This window comes from Lactiplantibacillus sp. 7.2.4 (assembly GCF_018991185.1).
Lineage (GTDB): Bacteria > Bacillota > Bacilli > Lactobacillales > Lactobacillaceae > Lactiplantibacillus > Lactiplantibacillus pentosus.
On record NZ_JAGYGS010000010.1, the window covers coordinates 71,402 to 88,600 of the forward strand.

Here is a 17,199-nt window from a genome sequence, read left to right on the forward strand (position 1 = left end):
ATGAAAAGCAAGTTCGCTGGGGATGCCACCTAGCGACCAGGTCAATTTCTAGGTCATCGCCCGCCGCGGTGGCCTTTTTGTTTGTCGTGATAAATATTTTCATATTTCTTCCAATCGGCGTATCATATTTATGAGAGATTAGGAGTGATAGATTATGAAGAAAACACGCGTGTTGGCAGGAATTGGGGCCCCGGCAGCCATCTTTTCAACTGCCCTAATTGCGAGTGAAAAGCTCTATAATTTTGCTTTCAAACGCGTCGATTACGTGCCCGAAACGTCCGCAGACAAACAAAAATACGCCGATGCGTACTACGCTTACGTCGATTGGTTGCATCGTCAACCAGTCAAACAGTGGCAACTCAACGTGCAAGACGAAGCGAACCATCTCGTTGCGCAGTACGTACCTGCCAAAACGACCAGCAACCGTACCGTCATCATCTCCCACGGCTATAAGGGCGACGGCGAGACGATGGCCAACTACGCCTATATGTTTCACCAAATGGGCTACAACGTCTTATTGCCAGACGACCGCGGTCACGGCCAGAGTGCTGGTAAATATATCAGTTTTGGCTGGCAAGATCGCCGCGACTACCTCGGCTGGATCGATAAAGTCCTTCGCATCAACGGTCAGCACACCAAAATCATTTTATTCGGCGTCAGCATGGGTGGCGCGACCGTTGAAATGATGAGTGGTGAAGACTTACCACCACAGGTCAAGGCAATCATCGCCGATTGCGGTTACTCCAGTATCGAAGAAGAGTTAGCGTACTTACTAAAACGCCAATTTCATTTACCAAAATACCCCTTTGTGCCGATCGTCAGCTTCATTAACCGCCACCGAATGGGCTACTACTTGAGTGATGTCAGTTCCGTTGAACAGCTAAAACGGAATCACCTCCCAATCTTCTTCATCCACGGCGAAAAAGACGTCTACGTGCCCAGCTGGATGCTCAAAGAAAATTATCAAGCCGCCAATGGCCCCAAACAGATGTGGCAAGTCCCTAATGCCACGCACGCAGAAAGTTTCTGGATTGGCCCGGCCGAATATCAACGGCATATCGCCGCCTTTTTAGACCAATACGTGCCTGCAGACTAAGCCATCATCTGTCGTCTCTACAACAGTGCTGGTAGGCAACTGTAGCGACTGAGCGTTGCGTTTAACGAGACCTTTACAATAAAACTGACTAAATAACAAACTGAGTGCTGCACCGTGTGAATCACGATGTAGCACTCAGTTTTTGTCTACCAGCGGGGGCACTTCCCACACCTCAGGTTGTTTTGTCTGCCAGCAGGTTCGCTTTTCTCACAGTTTACTAGCGTGCAGTCCGACTGATAATCCGGGCTAAGCGGTCAGCCATCCGTTCCAGATTGGCCGGTCCTTGTGCCATGGCTTGGTCTAAGGTCATGACTTGGTCAACGATGGGCAAGACGGCGGTGACCCCCTGTTCGACAAACGTTGCGTTAGACCCTTTTTGCCGGCCAACCAGTAGATAACACGGTTTGTCCGCTGCCTGTGCCATTTGACTCAACTGAATCGGGACTTTGCCCATAAAGCTCTGGTCGTCGACTTGGCCCTCGCCCGAAATGACCAAATCTGCTTGCGCCACCTTGGCCTTCAATTGGCTCACGTCGGCGAGTAGTTGAAAACCAGATTGCACCTGAGCATGTAAGAAATAGCGCAAAGCAAAACCGATTCCACCCGCCGCACCATCACCAGCATGGGCGCTCACTTGGCCACTCGCAATCGTCATATAGTGCGCCAGGGCCGCATCGTGTGCGTCGATTTGGGCGGCAGGCAACCCTTTTTGTGGGCCAAAGATTCTCGCCGCGCCATTGGTCCCAGTCAACGGATTCGTCACGTCCGCCGCGCTGATAAATGTCACGTCGGCGAGCTGTGGTAAGACTTGTTGCGTCTCAATGGTGGCCACTTTGCCTAAATCAGCACCAATCATCGCGAGTTCGTTTCCATTGGCATCTAGGAACCGATAGCCGAGCGCTCGCAAAATGCCGGCACCCCCATCGACCGTTCCACTACCACCGAGGCCCAGAATAATTTTACGTGCCCCGTGCTTGATTGCGTCCTTGATCAACAGGCCCGTCCCGTAAGTATTCGTGGCTAACGGGGTCAGTTGAGCCGTGACAAACTGAATGCCGGATGCAGCGGCGACCTCAATCACAGCTAGTTTTTCAGTCGCAAAATAGCCATATGTTGCTTCCAGCGGCTGTTGGGCTAAGTCGACGGTCTGCGCCGTAATCGACTGACCACCCGCATGATTCGCCAACCAGGCCGCAACCGTTCCTTCACCACCATCCGCGATCGCCACCTGAGTCGTCGCTAATCCGTGTGCTTCAAAACGCCGGGCCACCAGCTGATTGGCCTGAATACTCGTGATGGAATTTTTGAAAGAATCAATGGCAATTAATGCGTGCATTTTATCGTCCCCTATTCAATAACTACTTTCCAGTATAGAGAACCAACGTCTAATCGGCAATTCATATCAGTTGTCAACGTTTATGAAAATCGTTAAGCTTAAAGTATCAAATAATTCATATGGAGGACGATAAGTTATGGCAACTCAGTACGATTACGACGTATTATACATTGGTGCGGGCCACGCGACCTTTGATGGCGCGGCCCCACTCGCTAAGACCGGGGTCCGAGTCGGTGTGATTGAAAGTGGTTTAATTGGTGGGACCTGCCCTAATCGCGGGTGTAATGCCAAAATCACGCTCGATGAACCAGTCAAACTCACCCGTGAAGCTGCTCGCTTGAACGACCTGTTAAGTAGTGCGCCGACCATCAACTGGACGGCCAACGTGGCGCATAAACAAGAAATCATCGACCCCTTACCAGCTGGTCTAACCGCTCGTTTGGAAGATGGTGGCGCCAAGATTATTCATGGCCACGCGACGTTCAAAGATAACCACACCGTAATCGTGGATGACGACCAAACGATCACCGCTGAAAAGATCGTGATTGCGACCGGCTTGAAGCCCCACCGTTTGGACATTCCGGGTACTGAATTAGCCCATGACAGCAGCGACTTCATGAACCTCAAGCAGTTGCCGCAAAACCTCGTCATTATTGGGGCCGGCTATATCGGCATGGAATTCGCGACGATTGCCAATGCCGCTGGCGCTAACGTGACAGTGATGCTTCACGGTGACCAAGCGCTCCGCGACTTCTATCAACCTTACGTTGAACAAGTCGTTGCTGACTTAACCGAACGAGGCGTCAAATTCATCAAAAATGCGAACGTTCAAGCGTTCGAACAACAACCCGTCCAACTTCAAGTGCGCTATGGCGATAATCAACAATTAACGGCTGACTGGATTTTAGACGCCACCGGCCGGATTCCGAACTTAGACGGCTTAGGTTTGGACCAAGTCGGCGTCAAATACGACCGCCACGGGGTCTACGTTAACGATTATCTCCAAACCAACATCGATAACATTTACGCGGCCGGTGACGTACTCGCCAACGACTTGCCAAAGGTCACCCCTGCCGCTTACTTCGAGTCCAAATACTTGATGCGCCTATTCTCTGGTCAGACCACTGACCCCATCGACTATCCGGTCATTCCATCCGTGGTCTTCACCTCACCACGAATCGCTCAAGCCGGGATGAAGATTCCAGACGCTGAAAAAGCTGGTTTGGACGTGGCCGAAAATGATTTAGCCAATTACTGGTATTACCAAGTCTCCCGTGAACCGATCGCCGCTAGCAAACAAGTTCATGACAAGGACGGCCATCTCGTCGGCGTCACTGAAATCAGCGACCAGGCCGAAAACGCGGTCAACGCGCTATTACCAGCCATTGAGTATCAATTGGACCGGGACCAAGTCGACCGCCTGATCGGCATCTTCCCAACTATCGGCTATGCCGCCTGGCACCGAGCTTAAGTTGTTAACGATTGATTTCACGCGATGATTTGAATTGTCTCGTTATCACAGTCTAGGCATAAAATACAGCGATTCAAAGCCAACTGCTTTGAATCGCTTTTTGTTACGTTACACTTACGCATTGTGCTAGTAAATTTGTCACGAAAAATGATTGAATCATGCTATTTTCTAAGTTCAAGAACCACCAGCTGAGACCCGCTGGAAACAGTGCGGGTTAGCGTAAAACTGGTGGATAGACGCGTCCTAGGCCGGCTTCCAGGCATTCTGGGCAATGGCCGGAACGTGGTGGACACAGATTTAAGCCGATAAACCACGTCTTAAATACTGGTCTTTCACTAACCAAGCAAAGAACGCTTGCTAAGTGAAATTTCACCACTTGGCCTTGCCCAGAATGCCTTCCAGCCGGGATGGTATTCGAAAGGCAGACATGTGCGGACTCAACTTTTGGTTGGATTAGTCGTTGGTTCCTTAGTACATGGTTGTCTTTATATTCAACTGTCAGACTAGTTTCTAACAATAGTTAAATGTCCTTACCCATGGTTTAAGGTTTTTGACAAGCAACTTCAGTGAAGTTGCTTGTCAGAATTTTCGCTAATCGTCTGAGATAACAAAGTCTTGAATTATAAACGAAGGCAATTTTATTGAACAATTTCAAGCTAGTTGTAATTGGAATTAGTGAATAATATTCAGGTAATCTTCTCAGCGTTCAACTGTCTTAAAGAATTAATGATACCAATTTGAAGTCTTACTGAAGGTCCAGTCACCTAATATTCAGTGGCCAATTGTACCCAGATAGGTGGTCGTTCATCCGCCATTCGAGCGGCTTCCCGACTGGAGGGGCTGGCTGACAATGCTCAAGGGCGAAATTCTTCTTGTCCGGGCGAATTCCCCGGGCTAGAAGAAGACTCGTATTTGAAATTGCGCAGTGGTTTTCTGCGTGAGTTCAAATCGATGTCCGCCCTGTTCCAGCGTTGTCAGCCAGCCCCGGAAGTCGGACTAGGGCGCGCATCGGCTGACTAACAGGAATCCACCAACTGGCATGATTCAATCATAAGTCATGACCAATTAAGGCGCACAACACGTGATTTTTCAGTGATAAAAACACCCCAAAAAGCCCCAGCGAATCATTCGCTAGGGCTTCATTAGTTTTAAATTAATCGTCTAATCCTAATCGTTCGAAAATCTCGTCAACGTGGCGTAAGTGATAATGGTAGTCAAAGGCGTCATCGATAGCGGCTTGGTCCAAGTGTTCGCGAATTTCGGCGTTGCCTTCGACGAGTGGCTTGAATTGGAGCTGCTCATCCCAGGACTTAGCCGTCAACGGTTGAACCAGGTCATAGGCACTTTCACGTGACATGCCGGTATCAATCAATTTTAACAAGACGCGTTGGCTATAGATCAACCCGTAAGTCGCATCCATATTCTGTTTCATCCGTTCGGGGAAGACCGTCAACGTCTTGATGATCTTGTTGATTCGCGTCAAGATGTAATCCACCAAGATCGTTGTATCTGGTAAAATGATCCGTTCTGCAGATGAGTGTGAAATATCGCGTTCATGCCACAGTGGTACGTCTTCGTAAGCCGTCATCATGTGACCACGGATAACGCGTGCCAACCCAGTCACATTTTCAGAACCGATTGGATTACGTTTATGTGGCATCGCTGAGGACCCCTTTTGTCCTTTATTGAAGAATTCCTCAACTTCATGGGTCTCAGACTTTTGTAAGCCCCGAATCTCGGTCGCGAACACTTCAACGCTGGTTGCAATCAAGGCTAAGCTCGCAATGTATTCCGCGTGCAAGTCACGTGGTAAGACTTGTGTTGAGATTTCTTGTGCGCGCAAGCCGAGTCGTTTGCAGACAAATTCTTCGACAAACGGTGGGATGTTGGCGAACGTCCCCACGGCACCACTGATTTTCCCCGCTTCAACGCCCGCGGCTGCGTGTTCGAAGCGTTCGATATCCCGGTTGATTTCTGAATACCAGCGGGCAATCTTCAAGCCGAAAGTAGTTGGTTCAGCGTGAACACCGTGCGTCCGGCCCATTTCAACCGTATATTTATATTTTTTCGCCTGTTGTGCTAGTGTCGCCCGTAAGTCCTGTAAGTCTTGGCGAATAATCGCATTGGCCTGCTTCAACCGGTACCCCTGAGCAGTGTCGACCACGTCAGTACTTGTCAGGCCATAATGCACCCACTTACGTTCGGCGCCTAATGATTCGGAAACATCACGCGTAAAAGCAACCACATCATGATGCGTTACGGCTTCGATTTCCGCGATCCGATCAACATCAAACTTGGCATTTTCTCGAATTTTAGCAACATCACTTGCCGGAATCTTCCCCAATTCAGCCCAGGCCTCGTCTGCAGCAATCTCTACTTCCAACCACGCTTGATACTGATTTTCTAACGACCATACTTTGCCCATCTCGGGACGCGTATAACGATCAATCATTGCTAATCCTCATTTCTATTTAGGTAATCGCTAACAAAACACGAACATTATTATATCACATCAGCCAGTTTAATCATAGGGACGAACAATGAAAATATCCCGTCTTTTTTCATTTCATTATCATGTTTTTCCGATTAATCGGCAACAATCACGCCTAACTATGAACAATTAATTAACACTAAAACAAGAACATTCGGATTTCAGGTTGCGTTTTAGGGCTAAAGTTGCTATACTCATTTCTGTTGGAGTAGTGAACGTTTGACTACTCTCTAGGATTAATTATTCATAATTAAACTATTTAATGAGGTGGAAGAATATGGCATCAGTCGTAGTAGTAGGTAGCCAGTGGGGCGATGAAGGTAAAGGAAAGATCACGGACTTTTTGAGTCAGGAAGCAGATGTGGTATCACGTTACCAAGGCGGCGACAACGCCGGCCACACCATCGTATTTAATGGACAAACTTTCAAATTACGGCTGATTCCATCTGGGATTTTCTTCCACGACAAGCTCGCCGTAATCGGAAATGGCGTCGTGCTAAATCCCAAGTCATTAGTTGAAGAATTACAATATTTGCGCGATAACGGCGTTAACCCTGATAACCTGAGAATTTCAAATCGGGCCCACGTCATCTTGCCTTATCACATCACCTTAGATGGTGCCCAAGAAAAGGCCAAGGCTGGCGGTAAGATTGGGACGACTAACAAAGGGATCGGCCCAGCTTACATGGACAAAGCCGAACGAATCGGGATTCGGGTGGCTGACTTACTCGACAAGGACACGTTTGCCGAATTACTCAAACGCAACTTAGCCGAAAAGAACCAAATCATTACCAAGCTCTATGATCTGGAACCACTTAAATTTGAAGATATTTTTGATGACTATTACGCTTATGGGCAAACTTTGAAGCCATTCGTGACGGATACTTCCGTGGTGATCAACGATGCCCTCGATAACGGTCAACGGGTACTCTTTGAAGGCGCTCAAGGCGTGATGTTGGATATCGACCAAGGGACTTATCCTTACGTCACTTCCTCAAACCCAGTCGCCGGTGGGGTCACCATTGGTAGTGGCGTCGGCCCTTCTAAGATCGACAACTGTGTCGGTGTTTTAAAGGCTTACACCTCTCGCGTTGGTGACGGACCTTTCCCAACTGAACTCTTCGATGAAGTGGGTGATTTCATCCGTGAAACGGCCCACGAATACGGTACCGTTACGAAGCGGCCACGGCGAATCGGCTGGTTTGATAGCGTCGTGTTACGGCATGCCAAACGAGTCTCTGGGTTTACCCACCTCAGCTTGAACTGCTTGGACGTCTTGACTGGCTTGAAGACCATCAAGGTATGTACCGCTTATGACCTGAACGGCGAAACCATCTATCACTACCCAGCCAGTCTGAAGGAATTGGAAGCTTGCAAGCCGATTTACGAAGAGCTACCTGGTTGGGACGAAGATATTACGGGCGTCAAGACCTTTGAAGAACTCCCAACGAATGCCCAAAATTATTTACGTAAATTAGAAGAACTCGTTGGCGTTAAGATTGCGACCTTCTCCGTCGGTCCCGACCGTGAACAAACCAACGTGATCGACCACGACATTTGGGGATAAGGACGACCACCTTTCCAACGAACTTTAAAGGAGTTGTAACAGAATGGGTATGGAAATTTTTGATTACGAAGACATTCAATTAATTCCAAACAAGTGTGTGATTAACAGTCGTTCCGAAGCTGACACCACCGTGGAACTCGGCGGCCGGCGCTTTAAAATTCCAGTAGTGCCTGCCAACATGGCGACCGTCATTAATGACGACATTGCCAAGTGGCTTGCGACTAACGACTACTTCTACATCATGCACCGTTTCGCGCCAGAAACACGGCGAGCCTTTATTGAAACGATGCACGCTGACAAGCTGTATGCATCGATCTCGGTCGGTGTCAAAGCGAGTGAATACGACTTTATCGACGACCTAGCTGCTAATCAGATCGTCCCTGAATACATTACGATCGACATTGCGCATGGTCATGCTGACAGCGTCATTGCCATGATCAAGCACATCAAGGACGTCCTGCCAGCCAGCTTCGTGATTGCCGGTAACGTTGCCACCCCGGCCGCCGTGCGTGACCTAGAAAACGCCGGCGCGGATGCCACCAAAGTTGGCGTGGGTCCTGGTAAAGCCTGCATCACGAAGGTCAAGACGGGCTTCGGAACGGGTGGCTGGCAGTTAGCAGCTGTCCGCTGGTGCGCCAAGGCCGCTCGTAAGCCAATCATCGCGGACGGCGGTGTCCGGACCAATGGCGACATTGCCAAGTCCATCCGCTTCGGTGCGACGATGGTCATGATTGGTTCGATGTTAGCTGGGCACCAAGAATCACCTGGCAACATTTTAAAAATCGATGGCAAGACTTATAAACAATATTATGGTTCAGCCAGTGAAACGCAAAAAGGCGAACATAAAAACGTTGAAGGTAAGCAGATGTTGGTCCCTTACCGTGGCCACTTAGCCGACACCCTCAACGAAATGCAAGAAGACTTACAATCATCGATCTCCTACGCGGGTGGGCGCGACTTAAAGGCCATTACCAAGTGCGATTACGTGGTCGTTAAGAATTCCATCTATAACGGTGATTAAGCAAAAATGCCGCAAACCAAATTGGTTTGCGGCATTTTTTTGCGGTGTGAACCTTGTGCCAGCGATGACTTAGCGTTGCCCCTTAGTCCCGCGGTTACGTCGTTATATTCGCCGTTTCCGGCCATTTTTTCCAGCTTTCAAACAAATATAATTCTACAGCCAACGTGACTATATTCTGCCCGACTTACCGCCAAGCTTGCAGCCGGCCAGCTAACCACCCTAGTTCACGACCGCATGACTGCTAACTGGGTCCGGTAAGCCGCCAGCTCCGTCTGAGTGGCATAAATGAAATGTCCCGGTACGACTTCGCTAAAATGGGGCGCATCAACCGGGTCTTCATGGACCACTTCATGATAGGCGACCAGTTGTTTCTGGCGCGCCAGCTGCGGGTCCGGAATCGGAATGGCTGCCAACAACGATTGGGTATACGGGTGTAGCGGATGTGCAAAGAGCTCCGCGGTCGGTGCGAGCTCTAGGATACGGCCGTTGTGAATCACCGCGACTCGGTCTGAAATGAAGCGGACCACTGAGAGATCATGTGCAATGAACAGGTATGATAGTTGACTTTCCTGCTGAAATTGCTTGAGTAAGTTTAGAATCTGCGCCCGAATCGAAACGTCCAGTGCCGAAATCGGTTCATCCGCCACAACCAACTCCGGCCGCATAATCAGGGCACGGGCGATGCCGATTCGTTGCCGCTGCCCACCTGAGAATTCATGCGGATATCGAGATAAATGCTCGGGCAACAGGCCGACCGCTTTGATCATCCGTGCGACTTGCTCACGTCGGTCCTGTTCAGAGTGATACAGGTGAAAATTCAATAGTCCCTCTGAGATAATATAATCGATCGTAGCCCGCTCATTCAGCGAGGCCGCGGGATCTTGAAAGATCATCTGAATCTTGCGCATTACATCACGGTGGGCTTTGGCTGCCAAGCCCTGATTGATGGGTTGACCATGAAACGTGATCGTGCCGGCTGCAGTCGGAATAATGCCTAAAATCGCACGCCCAATCGTTGTCTTGCCCGAACCAGATTCACCCACCAAGGCCAGCGTCTCACCTGGATACAGGTCAAAATTAGCATCCTTGACCGCCACAAATCGCCGTTTACCGGCGCCAAAGGTAATTTCTAAGTTTTTAACCGTCAACAGTGCCTGCTTTTCATTCGTCACTAGTGGGTCCTCCTGTCTTTTGGCTGATCTGCATTTCCGACTTTGTCAACGCCACGAGCCGCGCGTGGAGGTTGCGAATTAGTGCTGGTTTTTCGACTTTCGGGGCCCGCGGATCAAGTAGCCACGTCTTCGCCCAATGCGTCGGACTAACGTCAAATTGCGGCGGTTCCTGCTTGAAGTCAGCCGCTAACGCATAGCGATTACGGGGCGCAAAGGCATCTCCTTCAATATCGTGGAATAGCGATGGTGGCGTACCGGGAATCGAATAGAGTCCGGAGTCTGCGGTCGCCAGTTGGGGCAACGCCGATAACAGGCTCCAAGTGTACGGATGCCGTGGGTCATAAAAAATTTCGTCGCAGGTCCCTAACTCCACGATTTGTCCGGCATACATCACCGCGATTCGGTCTGCGATGGCGGCCACGACGCCTAAGTCATGGGTAATAAAAATAATTGAAAAATGGTACTCACGTTGCAGTTGTTTGATCAGGTCCAGGATTTGCGCCTGAATCGTGACATCCAGTGCGGTGGTCGGCTCATCACAAATCAGGATCCGCGGATGACAAGCGAGTGCGACGGCAATCACGATTCGCTGGCGCATGCCACCTGAGTACTCGAATGGATAGGCGTTGTAGCGTTCAGCCGCATCCGGAATCCCCGTCCGTGTCATCAGTTCGATTGCCTGGGCCTTTGCTTCTGCCGGCGATTTCTGCTGGTGCTTGATGATGACCTCTGCGATTTGCGACCCAATCGTTTTGATAGGATCAAGCGACGTCATCGGGTCTTGAAAAATGGTCGTGATCCCCTTGCCCCGAATCTGATCCCACTCCCGGTCCCGTTTTAAATCGCTCAAACAGGTGTCGCCATACATGATACGGCCACTGGTGATGCACCCGTTATCCTCTAGCATGCCAGTAAACGTTTTGGTCAGCACCGACTTGCCAGAACCAGATTCGCCGACTAATGCCAAGATTTCCTGATCATATAAGGCTAAGGAAACGTGCCGAATCGCCTGTAAATCCTGGCCGCGCACACGAAAACTAACTGACAGATCATCAACCGCTAACACAACTTGCTGTTTCATCACACCATCACCCTAACGATGAGTCCGTGGATCCGACGCATCCGCCAGATTTTGCCCAACAATATACAGCGACACCGTGATCAAGGCGAGCACGAGTACGGGTAACCAGAACAGATATGGATAGCTCGTGATATCTGGCGAATATTGTGAAATCAACCGTCCCAGTGACGGCACGTTGGCACTCAACCCAACGCCCAAAAACGAGAGGAAAACTTCAAACGAAATGAAGGCCGGTAATAACTGGGACAATTGGGTCACGATCACCGATGTCAGGTACGGTAGAATATTGCGGCCAATCAACCGTATCGTTGGGGTCCCGAGTGTCTTGGAAGCGATGTTATATTCACGATCACGGCGTAAAATGACTTGCACGCGAATAAAATACGCCGTATCCAACCAAGTCGTGACCGTCATCGCAAAAATCAGATTTCAAAAGCCATTGCCAAAGGTATACGATAAAACGATGATAATCAGCAGATTGGGCACGTTGGACAAGACGTTATAAATCTCCAACATAAGTCGATCGATTTTTTTAGAATTCCCCCAATAGGCGCCGACCGCCACGCCAATCACCGTTGTAATGAGCGAGGCAATCACCCCAATCGAAATCGAGGTGCGGGCCCCCGCCCAGATGGCGTCAAAGAGGGACTTACCATCAGCATCCGTGCCAAACCAATAGTGCCAGCTAGGCCAATTATATCGGGCGCTAAAATCATTGATGTTACTGACATTCATCAGGCTATAGCCACTGAACAGCGGCTGAATGAACGCTAGCAACAAGATGACGAGCATCAGAATAAACATCGCAATCGTCAGTTTATTCGCGAAAAACACCCGCGCCACGGACCGCCAGTAGGAATACGTCGGCGTATCGATTTTCTCCATCGCCTGATCATCCAACGCAACGAACTTAAAATCCGCCGCCGTGAGTTGCTCCTGACTAGCTGGTGCGTGCTGCTTATCTGGACTAGTTACCATTTCAATCATCCCCCGTCGCTGTTAATTTGATTCGTGGATCCACAATCGTCATCAAAATATCCCCTAACAGAATTGAAAAGACCGCAATCGTCGTAAAAATAAAGACCAGACCAATCACGATTGGGTTATTGTGCGCTAAAATCGCATCCGGTAACATCTTCCCCATCCCGGGCATTGCGAAAATTGTTTCAGTCATCGTCGCGCCACCAATCAGCCCAATAATCGATCCGGGTAACCCTTGTACGATTGGCAACGAGGCGTTCTTAAAAATATGCTTACGATAAATTTCGTTATCCGTCAGCCCTTTGACCTTAGCGAACTTAACGTAATCTGCAGACTGTTGGTCAATCATGTAACGCCGAAACCAGATGACTAGGCCGGAAACCGATAGTAGGCCTAAAATCAAGGTTGGTGAGATCCAGGATACGAGGGCCCCCGCACTACTTGTGGGGAAGCTATCTGGCAAGTTGAAGACCGCACTGCCGAGGTAGCGGAAGGCGTAGATGAACGCCAGACTAGGCACCGCAATGAGTGCGGTCACGATACCCGTCCCCAGTTTGTCGAACCACTGACCTTTGTAGCGCGCCATCAAAATCGCCATGGGAATCGCAACCAAGTAAGCAATTAGTAAGGCGCCCAACCCAGCTTTGAAAGAAGTCCCAATCATCGACGGGTCTTGGTGTTGTTGTGAGACGGCCGTATAATTGTCGCCATATTGCGCTTTGAGCGCCGGATCCTGGCGTTTGACTGGTTGATACTGACGCGTATACACGTCATCCGTGCTGAATAACTTCTGCCCATTCGCAAACTTATACTGATGGGTCACCGCTTCACCCTGATGACTGCCAATGACCTCTGTGACCCGCGTTCCCGCATAGGTCGGGTACGAAATTCCCAAATTCAGATGGATGAAGTTTTCATGCAAGAATGGAAACGTTGAATTGACATACAATTGATACTTATACCGCGTTCCAGACCCAATCAAGGCCCAGCCGACAATCGGATCATGACTGACTTTTAGATAACGGGGCAGCTTCGGATTAGCTGGATCATGCACCGCCCAGGGGGTATCGATCTGAATCAAGCCCGAATAGAACTTGGTCACCCGTTGCCACAGCGGTAACTCGCGGGTGGCATAATAGCTGCCACTCTGCGGATACCGATGGAGCGTATAGCGGTGCTGGCTGGCCCACTGACGCAGCCGCTCAGTATTGATGGCTGTATGGGCGGCGGTCACCGTTTGCCCCGGACGACTGGCTTGATTGAGCAGTGACTTAGTATCCAGATAATCGATATAATTCATCTTGTCGTAGGCCGTATTCTTATAATCGACGAGCTGGTCAGGGCTAGTGCTCAGCTTGCTGATCATCGGGTCGGCTTTAAAAATATCACGGCGCGGGACGAGTGAATAAATCATGATATAGGTCAGCGTCGTCACCAAGAAGATACTCAGCAGCGACCGTAGCACGCGAAAAAACAAGTATTTCTTCACTATTATCACTTCCTTGTGAATCGTCGAAACAGCTCGTAACTATTAGATACAGAAAAAAGGCTAGTCCATTGCTAGCCCTCTTCCCGCCGTGCAAGTGCCGACTTAATTCGTCGCGGCCTCCTGCGCAATTTGTTTACGCTTTGCAAGCCATTCAGCCTTCGCTTTTTTGGCTTCAGCTGTGGTGACTGGCTTCTTTTGAACCTTTAAGAACTTGTAACGACCATCACCAATCCCGGATGGTGCGTATGGTCCACTGAGCGGTGCAACGCGACTGACGATGGCACCGGCACCACCAGAATTGACTGGAATCGTGATCCCGCTGTTTAGTAACCAAGCTTCGGCTTTTGCAAACGCCTTATAGCGCGCGGCCGGATCAGTATTAATGGCTTCAGCTTTGTCTAATAACTTACCGTATTCGTCAAGCCCAACTGCCTTGATTGCGGCGGCATTGGAAGCTGAAGAATCTGCTTTCGCCGTTGGATCCAAGCCCCAGGTGAACAATTCTGCCCCGGAAGTTGGATTGTAGATTTCCAGATACGTTGATGGATCATCGTAATCTGGTGTCCAACCAGACGCATTGCTGAGGTCAAAGTCATCCGTCTTACCCGTTGTCGCGTTAAAGGTCACAGCATTGAACTTATCGTCACTCAGAAGCTGTAGATCAATGACCACATTTTGCTTACCCAACGTGCTCTCGACGGACTTCTTGAATGACTTGGCTTGATTCAAATTCAAGGACGCCTTTTCATCCACCGGTAAGTCGAGGTGGATTGGACCACTGACCCCTTGCGACTTCAATTCAGCCAGCGCCTTTGCCAGATACTTCTTCGCTTTAGCTGGTTGGTACGTGCCGTCCTGACCATCTGCCAACTTAATATCGCTAAAGTCCGTATTCGCGACGTCTGCTTGCAGTTGCGTGCCGTAATCCTTGCCATTGATCGAAACAAAGGATGGTGGCGTGATTTCGTTACGTAGCCCTTTATCCGCGCCGACTTTTCCGTTAACTTGGGCGTTATAATCGGCTTTATTAAAGGCAAATTGAATGGCTAACCGGAAATTCTGATTCAAAATCGCCTTCCGGGTATCCAGCTTTTGCTGTTCCGTCTTCTTGGAAGTGTAGTTATAAGACTGCCGATTCAGGTTAAAGGTGAAATTAAAGATGCTTGAATCTTGACTCGTCCAGATAATATTTTTCTTATTCTGCTTCAAGACCGTCTTGTAGCCGGCGGAACCTGGATAGACCCGCGCAAAGCTGTAATTGCCCTTTTCAAACGACTTATAGAGTCCATCTGGATTACTCCCATCGTCATAGGTCAGCGTGATGGTCTTCAAGTAGACATGTGATTTATCCCAGTAATTAGGATTAGCCTTGTACTTCAAGACTGATTTCGAAGTGAAGTTAGCCAAGACGTATGGCCCGTTATACAAAATGCTGTCCGCAGACACTTTGCCAAAATCGGATCCCTTTTGCTTCAAGAATTGTGCGTTGACTGGGTACATCACGCCGTACGTCAACTTGGAATTCCAGTACGTTTCAGGCTTGTTCAGCTTGTATTGCACCGTATCATCGTTCAACGCCTTGACACCGACCGTCGAAAAGTCCTTACTCTTACCCGTCACATACGCGTTCAACCCCTTGATACTATTCTGAACCACGTATAACTGTTCGGATTTGGCCGCGACCGCGTGTTTAAGTCCCGTCACAAAATCCTGTGCTCTGACGGTCCCGTGTTGATTGCCTTCACTGTCGACCCATTTGACGCCCTTACGCAAGTGATACGTGTAGGTCTTACCGTCTTTGCTGACCGACCACGATTTCGCTAAGTCCCCCGTTAACTTCCCGTATGGATCTCGTTCTAGCAGCCCATCCTCGAAGTTCGAGACCACATCCGAGTTGTTCTGCTTAGATGAAGCGGTATAATCAAAATTATCCGGGTCTAACACATACACATAATTATAATGGTTAGTTGCATCCTGCTTCTGGTCACTCGCCTTAGAGCTACCACACCCTGCTAGCAATAGTGTCCCAGCAAAGAAGGTCGCTGCTAACCAACCCTTTTTTGCTTTCATAAAAGTCCCCATCCCTTTTGTCCGATAATCCTTCGTTAGTGCAAAACCAGTTGGTGCTAAATAAAATACGTGTCGCAATCATAGGCGGTCAAGCAAGTGATTTCAAGCTATTTTCTCATTATTTTCATAGTGTCCTTTCATTAACAAACTGGAATAATCCCGCTAAATCAGGATTTTAGTACTAAAATAATTTATTCTAACCATCATTTAGTTGTGAATTTTCCAAACTAACCCTAGTCTTTTCATTGCAGCACGATCGATTGCCCCACCACCTGATCAGTTGCTAACTGACACCGCGGATGAAAGCGGTTATAATAAAGCTAAATCATGTGTATTGCGCTCGTTAATTTGGCATGCATCGTGATTAATACGTGCCAAGTTGGCGTCCTGTTCGTCAGCCGACACGCGTCCTAGTCCGACCTCCGGGGCTGCCTGGAAGCCGGTGTGGGACGCAACTACCACTGCAAGTTTCCAGTAACTCGCACCGTTTCCAGCGGTTCTAAGCTGGCCACTTTTCAGCTTAAGACTCTGGTACGTTTCAATCATCATTAACGCAGGATAATAACAAGCGCAATACTTCAAAATACTAATCGAGGTAATCAATATGGAACACAATCGGGTCTTGCGATTAGAACACGGCATCAATTTTCGCGAACTAGGCGGGTATGAGACGACCGCTGGCCAAACGATCAAGTGGCAGAAGCTCCTCCGCTGTGGGGGGATGTCATTGCTGACTGACCATGATCTGGCTTATTTGGACGACTACGGGCTGCGTTACGATATCGATCTGCGGCAAGCTAACGAGGCCGAAATGTCGCCAGACCGGTATCCTCGTAAGACGAAATACATCAATACTTCCGTCTACCCGTTTACAGACAATCGCCGTTTTGACCGCCGACTGAAACGCCTGATCAAGCGGATGGTCATCGATGACTCATTTAACGCGCAAACTTATGCGCAGATGGTCACAGATTCACACGCGGTGAAAGTCTGGCAAAACTTGTTCGCCACGCTACTCGCTAATGACCAGCCGGACCAATCCGTACTCTTTCACTGTGCTGCGGGCAAAGACCGGACTGGAGTGGCCGGCGCCCTTATAATGACGGCTTTAGACGTCCCCCGCGAGACGATCATGCAAGACTATCTCCTGACGAACGCCGTCTTTATGGCCGCGGATAGTATGGATACCGCGACGATTATTACCAAGGCCAACAAGGGCGACCTAGCGAGCCAATTTAACGTCGCCATGGCCGTTGAAGCCGACAATATGAAGATGGTCTTTCGAGTCTTTGATGATTTGTACGGCGACGGCCTCGGCTACTTGCGACAAGTGTTAGGTCTCTCCGTCGCCGATATTAACGATTTACGGCGACTATATTTAGATTGAATGTCCACTAAAAAAGCTGATTTCGAAGTTTTTCATT

General features: G+C 49.2%; 11 protein-coding genes and 1 pseudogene. 5 read left to right on the top strand and 7 right to left on the bottom strand.

The genetic code is table 11. The annotated features are described in order from the left end of the window. Positions 1–154 precede the first annotated feature (154 nt). Positions 155–1,096 carry an alpha/beta hydrolase gene (locus KGF70_RS05495; protein WP_088770578.1) on the top strand — a complete coding sequence of 314 codons (942 nt, stop codon included), beginning with the start codon at positions 155–157 and terminating at the stop codon, positions 1,094–1,096. A 217-nt stretch (positions 1,097–1,313) separates the two neighbouring features. Here the strand turns inward: KGF70_RS05495 and KGF70_RS05500 are convergent, their stop codons facing one another. Further along, positions 1,314–2,432: a glycerate kinase gene (locus KGF70_RS05500; RefSeq protein ID WP_216768959.1), complete on the bottom strand. Its 1,119-nt coding sequence runs from the start codon at positions 2,430–2,432 to the stop codon at positions 1,314–1,316. Positions 2,433–2,568: 136 nt separating this feature from the next. On the opposite strand from KGF70_RS05500, the gene KGF70_RS05505 reads away from it, so the two are divergent. After that, complete coding sequence (locus tag KGF70_RS05505; RefSeq protein WP_056952643.1) at positions 2,569–3,903, top strand: NAD(P)/FAD-dependent oxidoreductase; 1,335 nt, start codon at positions 2,569–2,571, stop codon at positions 3,901–3,903. A 1,153-nt stretch (positions 3,904–5,056) separates the two neighbouring features. On the opposite strand, the gene purB is transcribed toward KGF70_RS05505, so the two are convergent. Next, complete coding sequence (purB, locus tag KGF70_RS05510) at positions 5,057–6,355, bottom strand: adenylosuccinate lyase (RefSeq protein WP_050339902.1); 1,299 nt, start codon at positions 6,353–6,355, stop codon at positions 5,057–5,059. A 316-nt stretch (positions 6,356–6,671) separates the two neighbouring features. Here purB and KGF70_RS05515 point away from each other — a divergent pair, with 316 nt between their 5' ends. After that, positions 6,672–7,961: an adenylosuccinate synthase gene (locus KGF70_RS05515; protein ID WP_105960991.1), complete on the top strand. Its 1,290-nt coding sequence runs from the start codon at positions 6,672–6,674 to the stop codon at positions 7,959–7,961. Between the two features lie 49 nt (positions 7,962–8,010). Then, positions 8,011–8,982 (top strand): GMP reductase, encoded by a 972-nt coding sequence (locus KGF70_RS05520; protein WP_162937100.1) that lies wholly within the window; start codon positions 8,011–8,013, stop codon positions 8,980–8,982. A gap of 224 nt (positions 8,983–9,206) precedes the next feature. Here the strand turns inward: KGF70_RS05520 and KGF70_RS05525 are convergent, their stop codons facing one another. The 5 genes and pseudogenes from KGF70_RS05525 to KGF70_RS05545 all read right to left on the bottom strand — a co-directional run bounded on the left by KGF70_RS05525 (position 9,207) and on the right by KGF70_RS05545 (position 15,775). Beyond that, on the bottom strand, positions 9,207–10,154 hold the full coding sequence (locus tag KGF70_RS05525; RefSeq protein WP_216769413.1) for an ATP-binding cassette domain-containing protein: 948 nt from the start codon (positions 10,152–10,154) through the stop codon (positions 9,207–9,209). After that, on the bottom strand, positions 10,144–11,235 hold the full coding sequence (locus KGF70_RS05530) for an ABC transporter ATP-binding protein (RefSeq protein ID WP_216769415.1): 1,092 nt from the start codon (positions 11,233–11,235) through the stop codon (positions 10,144–10,146). Before KGF70_RS05530 ends, KGF70_RS05525 begins: the two co-directional genes overlap by 11 nt. 12 nt (positions 11,236–11,247) lie before the next feature. Then, positions 11,248–12,213, bottom strand: a pseudogene (gene oppC / locus KGF70_RS05535) (oligopeptide ABC transporter permease OppC). 1 nt (position 12,214) lies between these two features. After that, positions 12,215–13,705, bottom strand: coding sequence for an ABC transporter permease (locus KGF70_RS05540; RefSeq protein ID WP_216769417.1), 1,491 nt, complete (start codon positions 13,703–13,705; stop codon positions 12,215–12,217). A gap of 102 nt (positions 13,706–13,807) precedes the next feature. After that, positions 13,808–15,775 (bottom strand): peptide ABC transporter substrate-binding protein, encoded by a 1,968-nt coding sequence (locus KGF70_RS05545; protein ID WP_216769418.1) that lies wholly within the window; start codon positions 15,773–15,775, stop codon positions 13,808–13,810. A 604-nt stretch (positions 15,776–16,379) separates the two neighbouring features. Between KGF70_RS05545 and KGF70_RS05550 the strand changes: the two genes are divergently transcribed. Next, complete coding sequence (locus KGF70_RS05550; RefSeq protein WP_050339909.1) at positions 16,380–17,162, top strand: tyrosine-protein phosphatase; 783 nt, start codon at positions 16,380–16,382, stop codon at positions 17,160–17,162. The last annotated feature ends 37 nt before the right edge of the window (positions 17,163–17,199 follow it).